This is a genomic window from Ruegeria sp. CDSC052 (assembly GCF_059610685.1).
The window spans coordinates 79,804-98,298 of record NZ_JBXWOB010000003.1; the positions used below are offsets into that span (position 1 = coordinate 79,804).

At 55.3% G+C, this 18,495-nt stretch carries 14 protein-coding genes; 10 read left to right on the plus strand and 4 right to left on the minus strand.

The annotated features are described in order from the left end of the window. Positions 1 to 10 precede the first annotated feature (10 nt). The 7 genes from AC2FIM_RS07715 to AC2FIM_RS07745 all read left to right on the plus strand — a co-directional run bounded on the left by AC2FIM_RS07715 (position 11) and on the right by AC2FIM_RS07745 (position 9,835). Positions 11 to 1,576, plus strand: a complete 1,566-nt coding sequence (locus tag AC2FIM_RS07715; RefSeq protein ID WP_496677171.1) for a carbamoyltransferase C-terminal domain-containing protein — start codon at positions 11 to 13, stop codon at positions 1,574 to 1,576. Positions 1,577 to 1,866: 290 nt separating this feature from the next. After that, positions 1,867 to 3,723: a GumC family protein gene (locus tag AC2FIM_RS07720; protein WP_271948779.1), complete on the plus strand. Its 1,857-nt coding sequence runs from the start codon at positions 1,867 to 1,869 to the stop codon at positions 3,721 to 3,723. A 173-nt stretch (positions 3,724 to 3,896) separates the two neighbouring features. Further along, complete coding sequence (locus tag AC2FIM_RS07725; RefSeq protein ID WP_142636192.1) at positions 3,897 to 5,243, plus strand: lipopolysaccharide biosynthesis protein; 1,347 nt, start codon at positions 3,897 to 3,899, stop codon at positions 5,241 to 5,243. Further along, entirely contained in the window at positions 5,240 to 6,517 is a 1,278-nt protein-coding gene (locus AC2FIM_RS07730; RefSeq protein ID WP_142636194.1) for an O-antigen ligase family protein, read from the plus strand. The genes AC2FIM_RS07725 and AC2FIM_RS07730 overlap by 4 nt, the downstream gene beginning before the upstream one ends. Beyond that, a complete protein-coding gene (locus tag AC2FIM_RS07735; protein WP_496677167.1) occupies positions 6,514 to 7,725 on the plus strand; it encodes a polysaccharide biosynthesis/export family protein in 1,212 nt (403 codons plus the stop codon). The genes AC2FIM_RS07730 and AC2FIM_RS07735 overlap by 4 nt, the downstream gene beginning before the upstream one ends. Positions 7,726 to 7,801: 76 nt before the next feature. Further along, positions 7,802 to 8,965 (plus strand): glycosyltransferase family 4 protein, encoded by a 1,164-nt coding sequence (locus tag AC2FIM_RS07740; protein WP_496677164.1) that lies wholly within the window; start codon positions 7,802 to 7,804, stop codon positions 8,963 to 8,965. A 33-nt stretch (positions 8,966 to 8,998) separates the two neighbouring features. Then, the gene (locus tag AC2FIM_RS07745; RefSeq protein WP_496677161.1) at positions 8,999 to 9,835 is read left to right on the plus strand and encodes a sulfotransferase family protein; all 837 of its coding nucleotides are present in this window, start codon (positions 8,999 to 9,001) and stop codon (positions 9,833 to 9,835) included. 24 nt (positions 9,836 to 9,859) lie between these two features. Here the strand turns inward: AC2FIM_RS07745 and AC2FIM_RS07750 are convergent, their stop codons facing one another. Beyond that, entirely contained in the window at positions 9,860 to 11,092 is a 1,233-nt protein-coding gene (locus tag AC2FIM_RS07750; protein ID WP_496677158.1) for a glycosyltransferase family 4 protein, read from the minus strand. A 424-nt stretch (positions 11,093 to 11,516) separates the two neighbouring features. Here AC2FIM_RS07750 and AC2FIM_RS07755 point away from each other — a divergent pair, with 424 nt between their 5' ends. The 3 genes from AC2FIM_RS07755 (at position 11,517) to asnB (ending at position 15,858) form a co-directional block, all read left to right on the plus strand. Continuing rightward, positions 11,517 to 12,680: a DegT/DnrJ/EryC1/StrS family aminotransferase gene (locus tag AC2FIM_RS07755; RefSeq protein WP_496677155.1), complete on the plus strand. Its 1,164-nt coding sequence runs from the start codon at positions 11,517 to 11,519 to the stop codon at positions 12,678 to 12,680. Positions 12,681 to 12,774: 94 nt separating this feature from the next. After that, complete coding sequence (locus tag AC2FIM_RS07760) at positions 12,775 to 13,905, plus strand: glycosyltransferase (protein ID WP_496711173.1); 1,131 nt, start codon at positions 12,775 to 12,777, stop codon at positions 13,903 to 13,905. Positions 13,906 to 13,908: 3 nt separating this feature from the next. Beyond that, positions 13,909 to 15,858: an asparagine synthase (glutamine-hydrolyzing) gene (gene asnB, locus AC2FIM_RS07765; protein ID WP_271948795.1), complete on the plus strand. Its 1,950-nt coding sequence runs from the start codon at positions 13,909 to 13,911 to the stop codon at positions 15,856 to 15,858. Positions 15,859 to 15,888: 30 nt separating this feature from the next. Here asnB and AC2FIM_RS07770 read toward each other — a convergent pair whose 3' ends face one another. Genes AC2FIM_RS07770 through AC2FIM_RS07780 form a run of 3 tightly spaced genes read right to left on the minus strand, consistent with a single transcriptional unit; the run spans position 15,889 to position 18,097 of the window. Then, positions 15,889 to 16,584 (minus strand): PIG-L deacetylase family protein, encoded by a 696-nt coding sequence (locus AC2FIM_RS07770; protein WP_496677150.1) that lies wholly within the window; start codon positions 16,582 to 16,584, stop codon positions 15,889 to 15,891. Further along, positions 16,581 to 17,495 carry a methionyl-tRNA formyltransferase gene (locus tag AC2FIM_RS07775; RefSeq protein ID WP_271948799.1) on the minus strand — a complete coding sequence of 305 codons (915 nt, stop codon included), beginning with the start codon at positions 17,493 to 17,495 and terminating at the stop codon, positions 16,581 to 16,583. Before AC2FIM_RS07775 ends, AC2FIM_RS07770 begins: the two co-directional genes overlap by 4 nt. Then, positions 17,492 to 18,097 carry a sugar transferase gene (locus AC2FIM_RS07780; RefSeq protein WP_142636214.1) on the minus strand — a complete coding sequence of 202 codons (606 nt, stop codon included), beginning with the start codon at positions 18,095 to 18,097 and terminating at the stop codon, positions 17,492 to 17,494. Before AC2FIM_RS07780 ends, AC2FIM_RS07775 begins: the two co-directional genes overlap by 4 nt. Positions 18,098 to 18,495 lie beyond the last annotated feature (398 nt).

The window sequence follows — 18,495 nt, forward strand, 5'->3', positions numbered from 1 at the left end:
GAGGTGTGAAATGAAGATTTTGTCATTCAAGTCGGGTCACGACGGTACGGTTGCGGGTATTGATGCCCAAAACGGTAACCTGCTGTTTTCCTATGAATCCGAGAAAGACAGTTTTCCCCGCAACACGTCAGTCACACCGGATACATTTATCGACTCTGGCCTGTGGTTCCGGGACTTGCCTGATATCCTGGCCCTTAGCGGCTGGTCAACGACCGGAACACAACATGTGACGACCTCGGGGGCAGGGTATTTCGGCATTGGCGAAGATGCTCAGACCGTGGGGAAACGGACGTTTTTTGGCAAAGAGATCGACTTTTTCTCATCGACCCATGAAAGGGCACATATCTGGGGCGCTTATGGGATGTCTCCGTTTCGTCAAGGTGAACCTTGTTATGTGTTGGTTTGGGAAGACACGCTTGGCGATTTCTACAAGATTGATGAAGATCTAAAGCTGTCTCATGTCGGTCGGGTGATGACCGGGCCCGGTGCCCGATATTCGTTCCTGAGCGCACTGGTTGATCCCGATTATCCCGTGCTTTCGCGTGAACAACGGCGTGAAGACCCCGGGAGGATGATGGCGGCATGTGCCTATGCAGAGCCCGGTTCACATGACGCGGATGAACATGCGCTGATAGATTATCTTTTGTCAGATCAGCCATTGGCCGAGATTCTACGCAAGGACCGTCTGACCGATTCCCCGTTTTTCAACGTCGGAATGCACAGTCAGCAGTTCAGCAATCTTGCACAGAAACTCTCGGATGCGATTTTTTCACGGTTCCTTGCCTTTGCCGAACAGAACCTGACAGAGGGCTATCCGCTGGTGATTGCCGGCGGATGTGGATTGAACTGCGATTGGAACACTAAGTGGCAGAATTGCGGCTTGTTCCGAGATGTATTTGTACCACCTTGCAGCAGTGATTCCGGCTGCGCCATAGGAACTGCGGTTGATGCCATGCGCCACTATACGGGCCAGGCAAAGCTGGATTGGACGGTTTATTCCGGACAGTCCTTTGTGGATGATAAAATCGACAGTAGCGGCATGCGGGTCAGCGAGCTGCGTCTGAACGATGTCGCGGATGCGTTGATGTCCGGTGAGCTCATCGGTTGGGCCAGAGGGAACTGTGAAATCGGTCCGCGCGCATTGGGCAACCGCTCGATTCTGGCGGCCCCGTTCTGGGCCGAAACCCGCGTGCGCCTGAACAGGGCTAAAAACCGGCCGGATACAAGCCCCGTGGCCCCATCCTGCCTTGAGGAAGATGTCAGCCAGCATTTTGAGTGGGAAAACTCCGCACCTTATATGTTGCATCTGCAGAAGGTGACCAATCAGAACCTGGCCGCGATCACGCATGTAGACGGGACAGCAAGGGTCCAAACAGTCCGCCGGGATCAGAATGCTTTCTTTTACGACCTGCTGAACGCATTCAAGTCGGCTTCGGGCACGGGTGTATTGTGCAATACGTCACTGAACTTTCGCGGAGCGGGGTTCATAAACAAAACCAGTGATCTGCATCACTATGCAAGATCGGCAAAGCTGGACGGCTTTGTCGCAGGAAACACGTTTTACAGGTTTAACTAGTAATATTGGCGCGCTTGCGGTGTCGCCGCACTTTTGGAGGTTAAGTACTTTGTCGTATGAATCAGGTCTGCAAAACTTTGAAAGACGCCGCCTCTTAGCTTCTGCAACAGCAAGGATTCCGGCCTATTGTCTCTTGTGTGGAAACATTGAGCAAATAACGACAAGAAAACTCGGAAAAATGGCCAAGCTGTCCAATCATTAGGATAAGAATTCGTTCGAACATGGGCGCAGCATCAAAGATTTGTATTTCAGGCGACGGTGATCTTGGTCGCTACAAGGGACGATAGAGAATGGATCAAAACCATATCGCAAACCAATTTGGCCAGCAGCGTCTGGATGGCATATGGCGGATGATTTACCGTCATCTGAAGTTGATCCTCGGAGTGACCGCAGCTGTGATCGTCGGCACGTTTATGGTCGTCAATCAACTGGACCCAAGATACAAATCCCGCGCCGAAATCGTTCTCACATCTCTGGATATGCGCGTCCGCGCCGACAGTGTCGAACTTGAATCCTACGAGCTGACCCGCACTTTGATTGAAACCGAAATCGACATCCTGCGGTCACGAGAGTTTGCGGCAGAGGTCGCCCTGGCGCTGGACCTGTTCGAGAATGAGGCTTTTGCCGGGGCGCAAAACCCCGCAAATCCGCAATCCACATCCGTTATCCGCAATCGTGTAATCGACAATACACTGTCGACATATAACGTACTTCGGCAAGGAGAGAGCCTTGCGATTGAGATCATCTCAACAGCAGAAGACCCGCAGCTGGCAGCCGATATTGCCAATACAGTTGCAGAAACCTTTATCCTTCGCCTGCAGCAGCGGCGGCAGCAAGGTCTTTCATCTTCCATTTCTTTTCTTAAGGACCGCGTAAATGAACTGGGTGACGAACTGACCCGTGACGAACTTCAGATGGCGGCCTTTATTCTTGAAGAAAATCTGGCGGATGAATCCGTGCCGGGTAGGCTTCGGTCGGAACTTGCGCGGCTGAACTCGCAAAAAGATGTGCATGAGATCAACGGAGCCAGCAGCGAAGAGGTCAACAAAATTGCTGACCAGATTGCCGTTGTTGAACAGGCATTACGCAGCCGGACCGGTTCGGAAATAGCATTGCTGCGGATGGAACGCGCGCTAGAGCTTCTTCGGATCCGGTATCAGACGACGATTGAAAAACTGAATGATTTTGAAACCCAGCAACAGTTTCTTGGCCAGGCGGTTCAGCAGGTTTCGGTTGCTCATGCGCCGACTTCGGCATTCTGGCCGAATACCAAAGTCGCCGTCGCAGTCAGCGCGATTGTCGGGTTCTCTCTGGCTTTTGTGATCGCCCTTTTGATGGAGGGCAGCAACACGCGGATCGTCAACGAAAACCAGATCGAACAGCAAACCGATCTGACCAATCTGGGTTTCCTGCCGGATACGGTGATGGATTCGGACACGGATGGTCAGCAGGAGTTGTTGCGCTTTATCCGTGATCAGGGCCGCTCGCCCTATGTCGAGGCGCTGCGCAGTGTTTTGACGATGTGGTTTAACACAAATGATGACGGCAGCATCGTCATGGTTACCTCTGGTGTTCCTGGAGAAGGCAAGACCGTGGTTGCGGTTTCGCTGGCCCTAGTGGCGGGTACAGATGGAATGCGCGTTCTATTGTTGGATATGGATAACCACCGTTGCCGTGCCTCAAAAACACTGGGTCTTACCGGGGCGGCCCCGGTCGAGATCGAGGACGCGCTGAGCGGTGCCGTACAACCCAGCCAGATTTATGTCGATGGCGAACGGGTACCGGGGGTTTCGTCGATCAGTCTGAACCTGCGTCCGAAAATATCCCGCAAACAGTTGATGCAGCAGCTTGGCGAATACGGGCGCATGTTGCGCAATCAGTACGATCTTGTGTTGGTCGATACGCCGCCGACATTGGTCATTGATGACACGATCCGACTTGGGCCGCTTGTCGATGGTACGTTCCTGGTGGTGCGCTGGGGGCAGACCACCGAAAAAATTCTCAAGGATGCAATCGAAAAGCTGCGGATGAGCAATATCAAGATTTCCGGTACGATCATGAATGGTGTGAACATGCGGAAGCAAAGGCAATATGGGTATGGTGCCTATACATATCATTACTCGGATGAGCCTGGGAAAAGCAGCTGATTACGGTTCGCAGACCCTTGTAGGATTTGTTAGATTGGTGATTGGGTATTGGTTTTTATTTGCGAATATGAGGGCACAGCGCCCGCGACGCTTTTGCGGCGTGGTCCAATGACCGGCAGCCGCCAAGGGGTGGAATTGGCCGGTCGTTTGTGCGGCGGGCGGGTGGATCAGACATGACCTCTCAGCCCGGCGCAACCTCAATCCCGACTGCTGTGCTTCGGCGTTTACTGCGCAATTTGAAATGGATCTTTTCCTCTCAGATAGCAGTCGCTTTGCTGGGCCTTGTGTTTCTGCCGGTGGCCGCCCGCGCACTTGGGGCCGCAGGCTTGGGGGTAATGGCAATAGGCGAGGCCTATGCGCGGATCGTTTCCCGATTCCTTCATCTTGAGCCCTGGCAGGCGGTGATTAGATATGGAAGCACTGCGCTGGAGGAAGAAGACCGCGAACGATTTCGCCGACTTGTCGGGCTGTCGGTCCTGATTGACGTGGTTGGGGGCGTATTGGCCGCCGGCGCTGCGATCGCATTCGCACCGATCATCGCCGGATGGCTGGGGCTGGATCAGGATCTTGCATGGGTGCTGCCGGTCGCATCGCTGGGAATTCTGGTTTCGCTGAGGCCAACCGGGTTGGCTTTGTTGCGGTCCTTCGACCGGTTCGATCTGTTGGCCAAACTGGATATTTTTGCAGCGTCTGTGCGGATGGTGCTGGGGGTGATTGCCTGGCAACTGGGGTTTGGGCTGCCTGGCTTTGTCGCGATATTTGTTGCTGTCAGCCTTTTAGACGGCGTTCTGGCCTTTGCCGCGGGGCTGCGAGAAATGTCGCGGAATGGCTATGGCCGTCCGATGCTTGGAATAAAACAAACTCTGGGTGAAAATTCCGGGTTTCTGCGCTTTGTTTGGAACAGCAATCTCTCTGTCATCTTGCGTCAGACCACGCAGCGCCTGGACGTGATCATATTGGGTGTTCTGATTTCACCGACGATGGTGGGATATTACCATATCGCGAAACGGTGCGGCGAAGCTGCACTGCGTCTTGGACGACCGCTAAGCCAGGCGATCTATCCCGAGTTCACCCGGTTTGCCGCCCGAAATGAATTTGACCGTTTGCAAAAAATGCTAACGGGTCTCAGCGCCGGGTTCTGGGGGGTAATTGCCCTTGTCTTGATTCCAGTAATCTTGATGCTGGAACCGATCGTTACTGCGATTTTTGGCGTGGATTATGCCCCCGCAGTACCGGTCGTACGCGTGCAGGCAATCGCGGTTGGTATTTATCTTGGTGGGATACTGCTGAACCCTGCACTGCTGAGCCTGGGGCAAGACCGGGCTTTGGTTCGGATCGGTTTGTTGAACACTATTTTGTTTCTGATCCTCATTGCACCGTTGGTTTCTGTTTTGGGCGTGGTCGGTGCCGCTGTGGCGCATGTGCTGTGTAATTCCGTCTGGCTAGGGCTGTGTGTGTTACACTTGCGGCGTACATTGCTGAACCCTGCATTACACGGAAAGGAGCAGGTGCGCCCATGAGACCTGCATCGGCCCAATCAGTTTCCTTTGGCAAGCCGACCAATGGAATCGGCTATTTGCCAAGCGTAGACATGGCAGCTCTCTATTTCCTGATGGCGGCTGTAGCCCTGGCGCCGATGAACTATCTCAGAGTGGATTTCGTCTATTTCACCCTCTCGGATTTCTTCTTTGTGCTGGCTGGGTTTGTCATGCTGGCAACTGGCCAGCTGCCGGTTAAGATATTCGGGCCCGCAAGCGGGTTCTGGTACAGTTCGTTCCTGTTTTTCACAGGGGGCCTGACCATAGGTTCGTTGATCAACGGAGATCCGACCGAGCTGCTGACCGTGTTTGTTCAGTACTTCTTTTCTTTGATTGTGCTGCCAATCCTGATCGGCAATCGAAGCTTTGATCAGATCGTCCTTCTGATGAAGGCATTTATTATTGGTATGGGCATTGTTGTGCTGTTTGGCATCTATGCAATCAATTTCATGGAAGACCCGACACACCGGTTTGTATCCGCCAATGGTCGCATGCTTTCGCTGGTCGAGCGGGCAAATGAATGCGCGCTCATGCTGGCGATGGCCATCGTTTTCCTGCTTAGCCTGATCCTGCAGAAGCAAAGCAGCCGCATCTGGGGGCTGATCGTGCTGCCAATCCTGTTTTACGGCGTCATTCTGACCGGTTCGAATTCTGGTCTGATCGTGACCATAGTGGGGACTGTCGCCATTATCCTCAGCAGCGGGTCCCCGCGTCATGTTGTGATCCTGATCGCCAGCACGTTGATTGCGGTTTTGGTGGTCCTGAACTTTGGTGAGCTTTTCTTGCCCGAGGTCTTTCGCGAACGAGTTCTGAATGCCGTTCTTGCAGGTGACATTAGCCAGGCGGGCACGTTCTCGGACCGGCTATTCCTGCTGCAAGAGGCCTTCGAGGTATCCCGTGGCACTTTGTTGATCGGGCTGGGTGCAAACCAGTACAGCCTGGCCAGCGAACAGGGAATCGTGGTTCATTCGGCCTATTTGCTGACTCTGTCCGAAGGTGGCTTGATTTCTCTGCTCGGTATGGTCGGCTTTATTTTGGCCAGCATATACTTGGCCTGGATGGCCATTTCTGTCGGCCGCTCGCCATCGGTCGGGGCACTGACCATCGTTGCCATGCTGATGTATGTCGTGCTGCTTGCCGGGGCGACGACCTTTTATGCCCGGTTCTGGAACGTACCCTTTGTCCTTGCCATTGCGCTTAGCGTGTCGCGCCTGCCGGTGTTAGGACCAACGAATACACTTAGGAGATTGTCGTGAAATTATTGCAAAAACTGATGCTTTCTGTGATCGCGGCTTCGGCTTGTTTTATCGGTGCGCTTCAGGCCGAGGAATATGTTCTGGCACCGCAGGACAAGATCAATTTGCGTGCGATGCGTTGGGATCCGGTGGTTGCGTCTTTTGTGAACTGGCAAGGCGTTTCCGGTGAATATGCGCTTTCTTCGGGAGGAATGCTGATGGTGCCTCTGGCCGGTCAGGTTCATGCTGAAGGGCGAACGACCGAAGAACTGGTACTGCTGCTGGAAACTCAGATGCGCACTCGCGTGGGGATGGCAGAACCGCCTCATCTGGCGATCGAAGTCATCGGCCATCTGCCTGTATACATATTGGGGGATGTCCAGATTCCAGGCTCGTACCCTTATCGGCCACAACTGACCGCGCAGCAGGCGATGGCGCTTGCGGGCGGGGAATACCGGTTGCCTTTGCAAAATGACGTAGGAACGAACTTTACCGGATTGCGGGTTCAGGGTGAAGTTCAGTTGTACAATGAACAGATTGAAGCTTTGCAAGCCGAACAACGCCGACTGCTGGCTGATCTGTCAACACTGTCTCCGGACGGCGGTGATGCCAAAATTGAACCCCCACAAGGTCTGCAGGGGGAGATTCTGCAAGCGGATCAACAGGCCCGGGAAGGGCAGGGTGAACGCATCATCCAATTACAGGAAACCCTCAAAGATCAGATCGATAGCCTCGAACGGCAGCTGGAATTGCGGGCAAATCAGATCGCGATCACGCGCAAAGATCTGGATGATGCTCTGGCACTACAGAAAAAGGGCCTTACGGTCAGTTCCCGCGTGTCATCTCTGTCCAACTCGCTGAACGACCTGGAAAGCAAAAGCGTGGATATCGAGATCGCTCTGGGCTTGGCCCGGCAACAGCTGAACCGCGCGCAACGCGATGAGCTGGAGTTGCTTGATACCGCGCGCTCGAATGCGCTGGTGCGGCTGAATCTGGTGCAGATCGAACTCGAGGATTTGCAGACCCGGCTGGGCACCGCGAAAATCCTGCAGGCCGAGCTGGCAGCGCTTGGCGTTGTTGAAGAGGTTGATGCGGTCGAAGAGATCGTGATCGAATACTCGGTCACCCGCGCGGCCGGAGGAGCCGCAACAGCGATTTCGGGTGAGACTGTCTTGTCTCCCGGGGATACGCTTTCGGTTTCTCGAACCTTCGTCACGCAAACACAATAGATTTCAGTTCAATGATTTATGGTTCAGCGCGCGGTTTTGATGTCCGGCGCTGAGCCAAAAAAGGCGGCAGGCCAGAATGAAAAAGATACGCGTTTTATTTCCCTTTGCAGGTTGGGCAGATCTGGGCGGCAGTCATGTATCCGCGCTCAAACTTGCGTCCTGTCTGGATCGGGATCAGTTTGAACCATTGGTCCTTTGCCACAACGAAGCCGGGTCGGTCGGGCAGTATGCTCAATCGCTGGGTCTGAATGTCGATGTTTTGCAGGGCCCCAGGCTTATGGGCCCTCCAAACAATAAAACGGATGCGGATGTTGGCTTTCCGGAATACTGGACCCGGACCTACGGCCAGCTCGTCCGGTTTTTGCGGGACAAAAAGCCAGATATCGTCCACACAAATGAGGGCCGATTGCATGTGAATTGGGTGTTTCCGGCCAGACGGTTGGGAATCAAGCATATCTGGCACCACAGGCAGGATCCGCGCGCGGTAGGCGTTAACTATGTCGCGCCGGTGTTTTCGAACCGCATCCTAAGCGTGTCGTATTTTTCGAAACCCTCGCGTCCGATACGCTCGGTTGACAAAAAGTTTCAAGTCATTCGCAGCCCCTTCGACCTGAGCATTCAGCGCCCGGATCCAGACGCGGCGCGTCGGATGATCCTGAACGAAATCCGTGCGCCGGAAAATGCAGTTCTTCTGGGATATTTTGGCCATCTGGAACCGCGAAAACGGCCGGTTCATTTTGTCCAAAGCCTTGTGGCCATTCAGAAACAGTTTGGGGACAGGCCGGTACATGGCCTGCTGTTTGGCAAAGTACTCAATCCCGATGACGGGTTGGACTCAGGCTCCATGGACGTGGCCCGAGAACATGGGTTGAGCGCGCAGATTCATTTGATGGGTTTTCGGCAGGATGTTGAAAAGTGCATGGTCGCCATGGATGCCACCCTTGTGCCGGCCTTGAACGAGCCATTTGGACGCACTTTGATCGAGGCAATGCATCTTGGACTGCCTGTTGTGGCCACACGGCACGGCGGCAATATTGAGGCAATCGATCATGGCAAAACCGGTTTTCTGGTAGATCCGCAGGACCCCGAGGCCTTTGTTGAGCCGGTCGTCTCTCTGATTGAGGACCCGAGCCTGAGACAGCAGGTAACACAGGCGGCTTACCAATATGTGCAGGATAATTTTGGGTTGGATAAACACGTGGCCGAAGTGTCCGACGTGTACCGGGAATTGGTATCGTGATCCCGATGCGAATTGTAGGGTTTAGAGGGTAAAATGGGTTTGGCGAACGAGCGAAAAATAGATTTCCTGATTTTTGGTGCTGCAAAATGTGCGACCACCTGGTTGCAGAATTCTTTGACCGCGACACCGCAGATTTTCATGCCGGACCCCGAGCTGCACTATTTCTCGGATCATTATGACCGGGGGGCGGCCTGGTATCGCGATCAATACGAAGGATATTCAGGCCAGAGTATCGTGGGTGAAAAGTGCAATACCTACCTGACACATCCAGAGGCCGCCAAAAGGATCGCCCAGGATCATCCTGATGTCAGGTTGATCCTGCAGATGCGCGATCCGGTTCGCAGGGCTTATTCCGATTACTGTATGCTGTATCGCCGGGGCACTGTCGGGGACGACATTCATCGGTATCTGGACCCCGACAAAGCCGGTGATGAAAGGTTCTTGCACAATGGCAGATATGGCTATCACCTGCGCCGCTTTTACGATCTGTTTCCGACCGATCAGATTTTGTTACTGGCCTATGAAAATACCGTCTCGCAACCGGTGGAAACCTTGCGCCGTGTTGCCGATCACATCGGTTATTCCGGCGTCGTGGAGCCGCCACTAGAAGAGCGGGTCAAAAACAAAAATACGCCAATCGTGCCCTTGCCTCTGAGGCGGGTTCTGGCGCCGCTTCGACCGTTGCTTGACCCGATCCGGCATACGGGGCCGTTAAAGGCCATTCGCAGAGCGGTGGCGCGGCAGGTGGAATACCCTGAATTGCCCGATGCTTTGGCGCAGAAAATGGCCGATTTCTACAGGCCAGACGTTGCCGAGCTTGATGCGATTGATCCGGGTCTCAGCCGCGGGTGGCGCAGTTTCTCGGATTAGACGTCAGCTTAGAATGGGTGTGGATCAGTCGGTGGCAGTCGAGGGCAGCGTGGTATCGCTGTCGATCAGCCCCATTTTCCGTAGCAGGATCGTGTTGATCCGCGCGACGTCAAACTCTTGCTCGGCACGCGCCCGCGCGGCCTGACCCATGGATTCGATCAGGCTCCGGTCTTCAACGAATCTTCTCATCGCATCCGCCAGCCCCTCTGGATTGCGTTTGGGGACGATAAACCCGTTTTCCCCGTCGCTGACCGCATCGGCGCATCCCGGGGCATCGGTCGTAATGACGGCGCGCCCTGTCGACATCGCCTCAAGAATGGCGCGGGGGATGCCCTCACGATAGACGGTGGGCAATACGAAGACCGAACATTCCTTGAGAAATGGCCGAACATCCTTGGTTTCGCCTAGATACTCGATATGCCCCTGCTGGCCCCATTCTTCGAGCTGCTGTGCGTTTACCGAGTCCGGGTTGTCGTCCAGCGGGCCCAAAAGTTGACAGCGCACATCAGGGAATTGTTCCCTAAGCTGCCGGGCGGCCTCGGCATATTCGAACACGCCCTTGTCACGCAGCAAACGTGCGATCATCAGGAACACGGGTGGATCCGTAGGCTGATGGGATTTTGCGTATCTGGCGAGATTGACACCGGAACCGGGCACAATCGACAGCGCGGCCTGAGGTGCCAGCAAACGTCTGCTGCGAAACTCCTCGGCGTCGACCGAGTTGTAAACCAGAACTTCGTCGGCACCTTTCAATCCGATGCGGTAAAGGCCTGTCGCCACCGCTCTCAACACTTTTCGGCGCAGGGTCAATTCGGCATCCGCAAATACATAACCTAAACCGGTACACATCGCGAACCGCCGGCGAACGCCGGTCACCCGCGCCGCAAGGCCGCTGAAGATGATCGGCTTCATCGTATAGGCAAAGACGATATCGGGCCGTATTTCCCGGCAGATCCCGATCAGCGTGAACAGGGTGGACAGATCCTGAAATGGATTTAACCCCGCGCGCGCCATAGGGATTTGCCGAAATGTCACGCCGATCTCGGCAAGGGCTGCTTCGGTCGCCGCATCGTTTTCTGGTGCGCAAGCAAGTACGTCTGCGCGTTCAGCAAGCTCTTTCAGCAGGTCATAACGAAAATTGGTCAAAGAGGTCGTAAGATTGCCGACAAACAGAACTTTTGGACGTCCGCCAGTTGTCGAACCTCGTTCGGCAGGTACGGCTTGGGCACCGGAAGCGGTGTCGGGAAAATCACTCATCAAAGAAACATTTCAAACTTTAAAAACCAAGGTTGAGGCGATGCTGATCCATGTCGCCGAAGCTGTCAACGGCGCTGTCACCAAAGCCGATTGTTGCCTATTTTTCACCTCTGACTGTCTGCGGCCTGATTGTTGAAAAATCACGCTGTTAAGTGACCTGGAACCTTGCATAAGCAATCGATTCAGGTCAGGTTTCGCCTGCCGCGGCACAAAAAGATATTTCCGAACCTGCGGAGTTTGTTTCCAATTCAGGCGCTGAGCGCCAAAAATTTGTTAATTGTTGAGCTTGCCTGACCTCCTCGGATGGTTTGGCGCGAGGTAAAGAAATGATCCGGAAATCCTGCTGTCTAAATTTGAGCAATTATAGGCTTGGCCCATCTTCCATCGGCTATCCTCTGGCCGCTTATCTGAAGGGAAACAGCTGATGCCCAAATGGCCATTCTTCGAAGAAGATGAAATTGATGCTGTCAGCGCAGTGCTAAGATCCGGTTGCGTGAATGCCTGGACCGGCCCCGATGTCAAAGAGTTCGAACGTGAATACAGCGCCTATACCGGCGCGCAGCATGCGATCGCCATGGCAAATGGCACGGTCACTCTGGACGCCGCGCTGCTGGCGTTGAACATCCGACCCGGAGACGAGGTTATCGTCACACCGCGTAGCTTTATCGCGTCTGCCAGTTCGATCCTTCTGGCCGGTGGCAAGCCGGTATTTGCAGATGTGGATCGTGACAGCCAGAACATCACCGCAGAAACGATTGCACCGGTTCTGACCGACAGAACCGTGGGGATTATCGCGGTCCATCTGGCCGGGTGGCCATCGGATATGGCGGGTCTCATGGATCTGGCGCGCAGCCGCGACCTCTGGGTGATCGAGGACTGTGCGCAGGCGCATGGTGCCATGATCGGTGACCAGCACGTGGGAACCTTTGGCACCTGCGGCTCGTATTCTTTCTGTCAGGATAAAAACATCACAACCGGCGGCGAAGGCGGAATGCTGATCACCAATGATGATGAGCTGTGGTCCAAGGTCTGGAGCTATAAGGATCACGGTAAAAACTATGAACAGGTGTTTAACAAAAGCCACCCTCCGGGGTTTCGCTGGCTACATAGTGGCCAGCCGGGCACCAATCTGCGGATGACCGGGCTTTCCGCCGCCATCGGGCGCATTCAGCTGGCGAAATTGGACGGGTGGCGCGCCCATAGAACCAGAAATGCCGAGATTTTGGCGGGAGCTCTATCCGGATGCGCTGCGTTTCGGGTATCTGTTCCACCTGCCGGGCTGACACACGCCTATTACCGGTTTTATGCGTTCATAAGACCTGAGAATCTGGCCTCGGGTTGGAGCAGGGATCGCATCATAGCTGAGATTTCTGCGGCGGGTTTCCCCGTGTTCTCGGGCAGTTGTTCTGAAATATATAGAGAAGAGATGTTCGCACGCCTTGGTGTTGGCCCGGTTGATCCCTTACCGGTGGCGAAAGAGCTTGGTGAAACCAGCCTTGCTTTTCTGGTTGATCCGACCTGGTCGCATCAAGATATCGTCGGTCTGGCCGAATTTGTACGCGAAATCGGAGATCGGGCGCGTGCATAGGCAGTTCACACCGCCGCATCCAGGGCGCGTGTCTGAAGGTTCCGACCCGGCATGTGCCGCCGGATCAGGTTAGTGAGTTTCGGGTGTTGAACGGATGATCATGCATGTCATCACCGATTTTTCCGGTCAGGGCGGGGCCCAGGCGATGCTGGCTCGGCTGGTTGCCAAATCCGGGGATCGGGTATTGGTGGTGTCACTGACGGAGGTTTCGGACAGGATCAAAAGCCAATGTGCAAATCCAAACGCCGTTCTGATCGGATTGAATGCCAGATCACTGTCGTCCATGCCCCGCGCGATATTGCAGATATCGCGTCTTATCCGTCAGTATAAACCGCAGGCGGTTCTGTGCTGGATGTACCATGCGATGGTCATCGGGCTGATTGCCAGCTGGATATCAGGTCGAAAGGTGCCAATTTACTGGACGGTGAGGCAGGCTTTGGACGATACCAGCTCATTCACGCGCAGCACACGGATTGCGGTGGACCTGTGTCGGCGTTTGTCGGGCAGGTGCGCGGGGATCATTTATAATTCGCAACGCGCATTGGATCAGCACACGAAGAACGGGTTTGCTGCTGCGCGGTCTTGCGTCATTCCGAACGGTCTGATCATGCCTCAAGCCTCTGTGGTGCGGAGCGACCCGCCCAGGGTTTTCGGGATTGCGGCGCGGTTTCATCCACAGAAGGATCACGAAACCCTTTTCCAGGCTCTGTCCCTGGCGCTGCGGTCAGTCCCCGATCTGCGCATCATCGCGGCCGGAGAGAATATGTCGCCTGAAAACTCCGAAGTACAATCATTGCTGGCGCGCTATAACCTGACTGCCGACAATGTAGAGCTGTGCGGCGACCTGCATGATATGGCTGCATTCTACAAACGGATTGATGCGCTGGTGCTTTCATCCCGAACCGAAGGGTTTCCGAATGTCATTGTCGAAGCGATGAGCTATGGCCACCCCGTTGTGTCGACGGATGTGGGTGATGCAGTGGTGATCATTCGCAACTGCGGATTGATCGTACCGCCCCGCAACGCGGAATTGCTGGCAGACGCTTTGGTCCATGCCGCAAATTGGTCGGCCCCAGAGTATCTGGAAAAAAGAGAAAAAGCCCGGGCGATTGTGGCCAGTACCTACCAGCTTGACCGCATTGCCGCGCAGTATCGGAACATTTTGGAGAGCGGCAGTCTTGATCCCGATAAGATTGCCTCTCAGCCAGAACAGAAGGGGATCTGAGCGATGTGTGGCATTACCGGATTTATCAACTTTGGCACCGTTGATCGGTCTCAGGCCTCATCCGTCCTTGGCAGGATGTGTCAATCGATTGAACACCGTGGCCCGGATGGAACCGGGTTGTTTGTGGACCCGGATCAGGGTGTGGCCCTGGGGCATCTGCGTCTGGCCATTATTGATCTGTCGGAAACCGGGGTCCAGCCGATGGATTCCGCAGACGGTCGGTTCACCATTGTGTTCAATGGTGAGATCTATGGCTATCTGGAACTGCGTCAGGAATTGCAGGATCTGGGCATAAGCTTCAGGGGCACGTCCGATACCGAAGTTTTGCTGGCGGCGATGCAGCTTTGGGGTATCCGCAAGACACTGGACCGCGTCCACGGGATGTTTGCCATTGCCGTGTTTGACCGGAAAACCCAGAGCGTGACATTGGCGCGCGACCGGATTGGCAAAAAACCTCTCTATCTGGGCCTGGCCGGGAAAACCGTTCTGTTTGGGTCCGAATTGAAGTCACTGCGCGCGCATCCGGAATTTGGACCGGCAGAGGTGGACCGCGCAGCCTTGGGATCGTTTCTTCGGTTGGGATATATTCCTGCGCCGCGCACGATTTACCCAAATGTCCTGAAACTACCTGCGGGCTCTATGGTCGAGATCAAACTTGACACCCCACCGGCCTCGTTGGATGCGCTTCTGCAAGGGATCGAGCGGTTTTGGGATATCGAGGCCGTAGTCACCGAGGCGCGCGCAAACCCCTATCCTGACGATGAAACGGCCATAGCTGAAATCGAATCCGAACTGCTGCGCGCGGTGGGCGAACGGATGGTTGCGGATGTGCCGGTTGGGACATTTCTGTCCGGAGGCGTCGACTCGTCGCTGATAACTGCAATGATGCAAGAGCAATCCAGCAGGAAGGTTCCCAGCTTTACCGTACGCTTTGAGGACGAAGACACCAACGAAGCCGACCATGCAAAAGCCATCGCCGAGCATCTTGGGACGGATTACCACGAGGTGACGGCGACGCCGGAAATGGCGTTTCAAGCCATCGAAGGCTTGCCGCAGGTGTTTGACGAACCTTTCGCCGACCCGTCGCAACTACCAACCCTGCTGGTTTCGCAACTGGCGCGCCAGCAGCTTAAGGTCGTCATGTCCGGCGACGGCGGTGACGAGTCGTTTGGTGGCTATGCCCGATATGTTCGGATGCAGGCCTTTGAGCGCCTGAAGGGCAAGATGCCCGACCTGGCAATTCAAGCCCTGTCGCAGGCGCCGCAATCGGTTCTTGCCGCTCTGGTGCCAGTCCTAAGGCCATTCGCCCCGCGCAGCATGCGCGATGATCTGAGCGCCGACCGTCTGGCCAAGCTTGCGCCGGTTCTGCAGGGACGAGAGTTCCAGTGCCGCTATCAGGCCCAGTTTTCGATCTGGTCCTCCGGTATGCTTGGAAAGTCCGGCATCCCGCTGGGCAATGAGATCGGAACGCATGATTTGCCCGCAGGGTTGAGCCAGTTGGACAGCATGATGTTGTTGGATTCGCTATATTATTTGCCGGATGATATTCTGGTGAAGGCCGACCGCACTTCGATGTCGGTGGGCCTTGAGATGCGCGCGCCGTTGTTGGACTACCGCGTTGTCACCGCCGCCTGGCGCTCTTCGTCATCGCTTCGGTGCGACGGGAAGGTTGGCAAGGTGGCGTTGCAGGAGCTTTTGAAAAAGCGGGTTCCGCAATCGCTGTACGACCGGCCAAAGCGCGGGTTCGGTATCCCACTCAACGCTTGGCTGCGCGGGCCCCTAAAGTCCCGTGTTTCCAGCATTCTTCTGGATGGGAACGGGCTTGAGGGTTTCGTGGACAAGGCAGCGCTGGAAAAATGCTGGGCCGAGCACCAATCAGGCAAACGCAACTGGGGTGCTCAGCTGTGGACGGTCTTTATGTTCCAACTATGGTCCGAAGCGTGGATGCGCTGATCGCAGCTTGGCGATTTTGCGATCAGTCAGTCAGATAACCGACCTGACCAAGACAAAGCCCTCAGCCGCGGCCCGGTGAACCGTCGCGCCACGCAAAGTTGCCAACGCTTTCAAGCTCTGAACCGAACGCTCGTGCGGGGGCTGTTTGACCTGGCTTGCAAATAGCTGGAAGGCTTCCAGTTTACGCTCCAATGTATCCGAAATGTCCACAAACATGTTCGGCACGAATGGCGGCGTCAGATATGGCGCGTTCCAATTTGTCTCGGAAAGCGTCTCATAGGCCGCGATCGTCGTCGGGTATTTGTCCTGATAAGGTCGGCTTGCCACCAAAGTCGAAAGGAAACTCAACTGGTGGTCCAGATGGATGTCGCCGGGATGCGGCGCCAGGATGACACTTGGGTCGAGATCGCGGATCAGTGTTCCCAGACCTGCGTTCAGGTCACCATGGGGGTGCTCAGCCAGTTCAGCGGCAGGGAAATCCAACCAATGCGTATGCGTCACACCAAGATGCTCATGTGCGGCCCTGGCTTCGGCCTGTACATTGGCGATCTGTTCCGTGCTGAACCGGGGCGACCGACCCGTTGTGACAATCGCGATATGGACTGCGCGACCTACATCTGCCAGTCGTGCGATGGTGCCGCCAGCCCCAAGGACTTCATCATCCGGGTGCGGAGCAACCACAAGTACCGGTCCGTCCTGTCCGTCAAAAGGTGTCAGTGATGTCATTCGGAATTCCTGAGCTTTGAGTGCAGTTCGGGCGGCGCATCGGCGCCGGTCCAGTTTGTGATGTCCAGACATTTCCCATCCCCACAGGCGACCGTAAACCGGTTTCCTTCGATGGCCTGTATCTGACCAGGCAGGCCGATATAGTAGCCCTGCAGGGCGGTGTTCTGTACACCCAGCAGGACCAGCTTCTCACCGGAGGCAGTGTAGGTGAAAGCGCCGGGATAGGGCGGTCCGGCTGCGCGTATCAACCGGTTAATCTCTGCCGCGGGTCTGGTCCAGTCGATCAGCCCGTCCTCGGGCCGCCGCCGCGCGCAAAGGCTGATCCCGGTTTCTGGCTGCGGAGCCGCCGGGATATCGCCTTCAGAGATTTGCGTCAGAAGCTGAGGCAGCAGCTGCGTCAGGGCCTGAAGCGCCCGGTCATACAGCTCGCGTGCTGTTACCGTGTTGGGATCGACCGCATATCGAGCTTGCGCCGCAATCGGGCCGTCATCGGCCCCTTCACCCAGCCAGAACAATGACGCGCCTACATCGGTTTCGCCCAATATGACAGTCCAGGGGATCACACCGCGCCCGCGCAGACGGGGCAGGGCGGATGGGTGAAACCCGACGCATCCGATCTTTGCCTGGGCCCGAAATTCCGGCCCGCAAATCTGAGACCACCCGATGACCAGTATCAGATCAGGTTTTACGGCTTGAATGGTTTTGATTGTTCCGGCCGAGTCACTTTTGGCGGTATAGTGGACAGGAATATCATACCGATCTGCAGTGGGTTTGAGATCTGCAAAATCAGAGTGCCGGTGAGACAAGTCCGGCGGTAGTGTCACCACCAAATCCGGTACAAACCCTCGGGCACATATGGCGGATAAGGCGACATGCGATCCTTCGACCGCCCCCACAAATACCGTCTTCATGCAGGTGTCTCCTTTCGGCTGTCCAGCCAGTTGTCTGCGGCCTGAATTCGGTCAGGGCGTTTATGCTCTCCGGCCAAGGCTACCATAATGGTTTCGAACAATATCTTCAGATCAAGCGACAGTGACCGGTGCGCGACATACCATAGATCCAGCTTTAGCTTCTCGTCATTTGAAAGCGCGGTATTGCCGCTGACCTGAGCCCACCCTGTCAGGCCGGGCCGAACCGTGCAGCGCACCCGCCCATTGTCTCCAAACTCTTCGATGGTTTCGGGAAGCAGGGGACGGGGGCCAACAAGGGCCATATCTCCGCGCAAGATGATCACAAGCTGGGGCATCTCATCCAGCCTTACGCGGCGCAGAAGCTTGGTGGTTTTTGTCTGACGTTCCGAATCTGGCAGCAAAGCCCCGCTTTGATCGCGTGTGTCGGACATTGTTCTCAGCTTCCAGATGCGAAAGACGCGCCCGTTGCAGCCTGCCCGCCGTTGGCCAAAAAACAAAGGTCGCCCGACCGAAAACAGCACAATCACACAACCCGCCAGAAAAAAGGGCAGCGCGATCGTGCCCGCGATCAGGCAACACAGTATTTCGAGAAATCTGTTCATATTCAAATCCAAGAACTGTAGCTGAAAACTACGAATATCAAACCAAGAACCAACATCTCTCCGGATCATCCTGCTGGCCGGATCCAAGTTCCGGCGCACTGATCCGAAGTCTGGGCTGAGTTGATCCCAAATCGATTCTCGATTCAAGCGGCAGAGCTGACCGGCACCCTGACTATGCGGAAATTTTTCCAAGCATGCGCCAAGTTCACAAAGCCTTTGTCAGGAAAACCGGCCTGCGACTCATGAGAGGATTGGCCGAAAGGAGTTGTCATCTTTGTTGCGTCTTGGTTCACAATGCTCCGATTGGGGCTTATTGTGGATCGATTAGTCAAGATTGAGGCCCGGACAGCGGCCCACGAAGATTTCATCGGATTGAGAAAATGACTGTAATTTTCCCC

Coding starts and splice junctions, on each gene's coding strand:
- AC2FIM_RS07760 (WP_496711173.1), top strand. CDS start 12,775: ATGATCATGCATGTCATCACCGATTTTTCCGGTCAGGGCGGGGCCCAG.
- AC2FIM_RS07730 (WP_142636194.1), top strand. CDS start 5,240: ATGAGACCTGCATCGGCCCAATCAGTTTCCTTTGGCAAGCCGACCAAT.
- AC2FIM_RS07780 (WP_142636214.1), bottom strand. CDS start 18,097: ATGAACAGATTTCTCGAAATACTGTGTTGCCTGATCGCGGGCACGATC.
- AC2FIM_RS07715 (WP_496677171.1), top strand. CDS start 11: ATGAAGATTTTGTCATTCAAGTCGGGTCACGACGGTACGGTTGCGGGT.
- asnB (WP_271948795.1), top strand. CDS start 13,909: ATGTGTGGCATTACCGGATTTATCAACTTTGGCACCGTTGATCGGTCT.
- AC2FIM_RS07720 (WP_271948779.1), top strand. CDS start 1,867: ATGGATCAAAACCATATCGCAAACCAATTTGGCCAGCAGCGTCTGGAT.
- AC2FIM_RS07770 (WP_496677150.1), bottom strand. CDS start 16,584: ATGACATCACTGACACCTTTTGACGGACAGGACGGACCGGTACTTGTG.
- AC2FIM_RS07755 (WP_496677155.1), top strand. CDS start 11,517: ATGCCCAAATGGCCATTCTTCGAAGAAGATGAAATTGATGCTGTCAGC.
- AC2FIM_RS07775 (WP_271948799.1), bottom strand. CDS start 17,495: ATGAAGACGGTATTTGTGGGGGCGGTCGAAGGATCGCATGTCGCCTTA.
- AC2FIM_RS07745 (WP_496677161.1), top strand. CDS start 8,999: ATGGGTTTGGCGAACGAGCGAAAAATAGATTTCCTGATTTTTGGTGCT.
- AC2FIM_RS07725 (WP_142636192.1), top strand. CDS start 3,897: ATGACCTCTCAGCCCGGCGCAACCTCAATCCCGACTGCTGTGCTTCGG.
- AC2FIM_RS07750 (WP_496677158.1), bottom strand. CDS start 11,092: ATGAGTGATTTTCCCGACACCGCTTCCGGTGCCCAAGCCGTACCTGCC.
- AC2FIM_RS07740 (WP_496677164.1), top strand. CDS start 7,802: ATGAAAAAGATACGCGTTTTATTTCCCTTTGCAGGTTGGGCAGATCTG.